This window comes from Flavobacterium sp. (genome assembly GCF_049318325.1).
In the GTDB taxonomy this organism is placed as follows: Bacteria; Bacteroidota; Bacteroidia; order Flavobacteriales; family Flavobacteriaceae; genus Flavobacterium.
Genome location: NZ_JBMOGQ010000194.1, coordinates 1 through 2,944, shown reverse-complemented (window position 1 = coordinate 2,944; position 2,944 = coordinate 1). Strand labels below are relative to the sequence as shown.

The window sequence follows — 2,944 nt, the reverse complement described above, 5'->3', positions numbered from 1 at the left end:
ATATTTTTGCTTGTTTAGAAACGAATTGTGCAATAGTTCCAGTTCCGGTATATAAATCGTAAACAACTTCATTACCTGTTAACCCTGCAAATTCGCGTGTGATTTTGTATAATTCATAAGCTTGGTCAGAGTTGGTTTGGTAAAACGACTTGGCGTTAATGCTAAACTGTAAACCTTCCATTTCTTCCAATATATAATCTCTCCCTTTGTAGAGTTTGATATCCTGATCGTATAATGTATCGTTAGCTTTGCTATTGATTACGTATTGTAGTGAAGTAATCTCCGGAAATTGCTCTGCAATATGATTCATCAAGAGTTCACGCTGTTTTTTATCTTCCTGAAAAAACTGAATAAGCACCATGATTTCTCCAGTTGATGCTGTTCTAATCATTAATGTTCGTAATAATCCTTCATGATTTCGAGCATTGAAGAACATCATATTATTTTCAGTCGCAAAACGTTTGACTTCGTTTCTAATCGCATTTGATGGATCTTCCTGAAGGTGGCATTTTTCGATATCTAAAATCTTATCCCACATTCTCGGAATATGGAAACCAAGCGCAGGTTTTTTACTCAACGACTGGTCTTCTGATTTTATTTCGATTTCGTTTAACCATCGTGTATCCGAAAACCCAAACTCCATTTTGTTTCTATAAAAGAATTGCTTTTCCGAACCCAATATCGGTTCGAAATCAGGCAATTCAATTTTACCAATGCGTTTCAGATTATTGTGTACTTCCTGATTTTTGTAAAACAATTGTTGCTCATACTTCATATTCTGCCATTTGCAACCGCCACAAGCACCAAAATGTTGGCAAACAGGCTCAATTCTATTTTCAGAATAGAAGTGAAACTTGATGGCTTTACCTTCAAAATAGGATTTTCTCTTTTTAAAAGTTTGTATGTCTACAACATCACCCGGAACAACGTTTGGAATAAAAATTACTTGTCCTTCCGGAGCTTTAGCTACCGATACACCTTTCGCACCGGCATCCAAAACAGTTATGTTTTCAAAGATGACTTTTTTGGTTTGTTTTCTTCCCATAGCGCAAAAATAAACTATTGGTTAAAACTTGGTAATGATTTAAGAAAAAAATATAAATTAGAGGAAAAATTTAAAAGTGTATACACATCTAGCATTATTAAGAGGTATCAATGTTTCGGGACATAAAATGATAAACATGGTAGCTTTAAAAAAATCATTAGAAGCTGTTGGCTTTCAAAAAGTGGTTACTTATATTCAATCAGGTAATGTGTTTGTGGATACAGAAGAAGAAAATCCGGGTAAAGTTGGTTTTATAATTAAACAGGAAATCTTTAAAGAATTTGGGCACGATGTTCCGGTAATTGTTATTGGAAAAGAAGATTTGCAAGCGTGTTTGGACCGAAACTTATTTTTAAATGAAGTTGAAATCGATTTAAAGAAATTATATGTTTCGTTTATATCTTCGGAGTTGCCCGATAATATGATTACCCAACTAAACTTAAATTTTATCAAACCCGATGAAATTCAATTGGATGGTAAACGGATTTATCTTAAATACGATATTTCTCCAGCCAAGACCAAACTCGATAACAAATAGATTGAGAAAAGCATGAATGTGGTTTCAACAACACGAAATTGGAATACCGTTAATACATTACTCAAAATGTTTGATGAAAGAGATTAAAAATTGCTTGTATTATAAATTTTATTATCAATAATGTCCAATACTTATGAATAAATTAAAGCGTTTTTGGAAAGTATTAGGACCGGGTTTAATAACGGGCGCTAGCGATGATGATCCGTCCGGAATTGCAACTTATTCACAAGCTGGTGCTGCTTATGGTTTGTCTACCTTATGGACAGCACTAATAGCATTTCCACTCATGGCAGCTATTCAGCAAATGTGTGCTAAAATTGGTTTAGTCACTTCTCAGGGTTTAACTGGCGCTTTAAAAACTAATTATCCTAAACCTGTTTTGTATTTAATGCTATTGTTTAGTTTTCCAGCCATCGTAATGAATATTGGAGCAGACATAGCCGGAATGGGAGCAGTTGGAAACTTGCTATTCCCTCAGATTGACGCCATGTATTTTAGTATTTTTTTTACCATTCTGCTTTTGGGATTAATCATTTATTTGCCCTATCATAAAATTGCTGCCACACTGAAATTTCTTTGTGTTGTTCTATTGGTTTATCTAATCGTTCCTTTTTTATATAGGCAAGATTGGTTGGATATTGCTAAAAATACCTTTATACCAAATATTCAATTTAATAAAGAATTTGTTGCTGTTTTAGTCGGAATTTTAGGCACTACTATTTCACCTTATTTGTTCTTTTGGCAAGCTTCTATGGAAGTTGAAGAAATGGCACACAAGAAACGCCATTTGATAGTGAATAAAAGAATTATTACAGATATGAAACAAGATGTTGATTTTGGGATGTCATTTTCAGGAGTGGTAATGTTTTTTATTATATTAACCACTGGAACAGTTTTGTATAAAGGGGGTATTCACCAAATTGATACGGTTGAACAAGCTGCCGCAGCCTTGAAACCTTTGGCAGGAAATTTTGCGTATTTGCTTTTTGCAACAGGTGTAATTGGTACAGGACTTTTGGCTATTCCCGTTTTGAGCGGATCCTTATCCTATATCATTTCCGAAACCTTTGGTTGGGAAAAAGGTTTGGATAAAAAATTTCACGAAGCCAAAGCTTTCTATTTGGTTATGGTTATTTCTTTGATTCTTGGTTTATCACTTAATTATATTGGTATTTCACCTATAAAAGCTTTGATATATACGGCTATACTTTATGGATTAACAGCACCAGTTTTGATTGCAAGCATTGCATCTTGTTTATCGTTCAAACTATGAATACCTGTTGATTTTTTAACAAGACTTCTACCAGTTTCTTGTTCAAACTCTTTAGCTAAATCTTCAAGTTTTTTAGTTGTAGCAGGAG

3 protein-coding genes are annotated in these 2,944 nt (G+C 33.8%); 2 read left to right on the top strand and 1 reads right to left on the bottom strand.

All coding sequences use genetic code 11. From position 1 onward, the window contains the following. Positions 1-1,045, bottom strand: a 1,045-nt coding sequence (rlmD, locus tag ACOYLP_RS11560) for a 23S rRNA (uracil(1939)-C(5))-methyltransferase RlmD (RefSeq protein WP_422856323.1), incomplete at its 3' end; no start/stop codon positions are given. Between the two features lie 76 nt (positions 1,046-1,121). Between rlmD and ACOYLP_RS11555 the strand changes: the two genes are divergently transcribed. Both ACOYLP_RS11555 and ACOYLP_RS11550 read left to right on the top strand, forming a co-directional pair. Further along, a complete protein-coding gene (locus tag ACOYLP_RS11555; RefSeq protein WP_422856322.1) occupies positions 1,122-1,583 on the top strand; it encodes a DUF1697 domain-containing protein in 462 nt (153 codons plus the stop codon). Between the two features lie 133 nt (positions 1,584-1,716). Then, entirely contained in the window at positions 1,717-2,856 is a 1,140-nt protein-coding gene (locus ACOYLP_RS11550; protein WP_422856321.1) for an NRAMP family divalent metal transporter, read from the top strand. Positions 2,857-2,944: the final 88 nt, after the last annotated feature.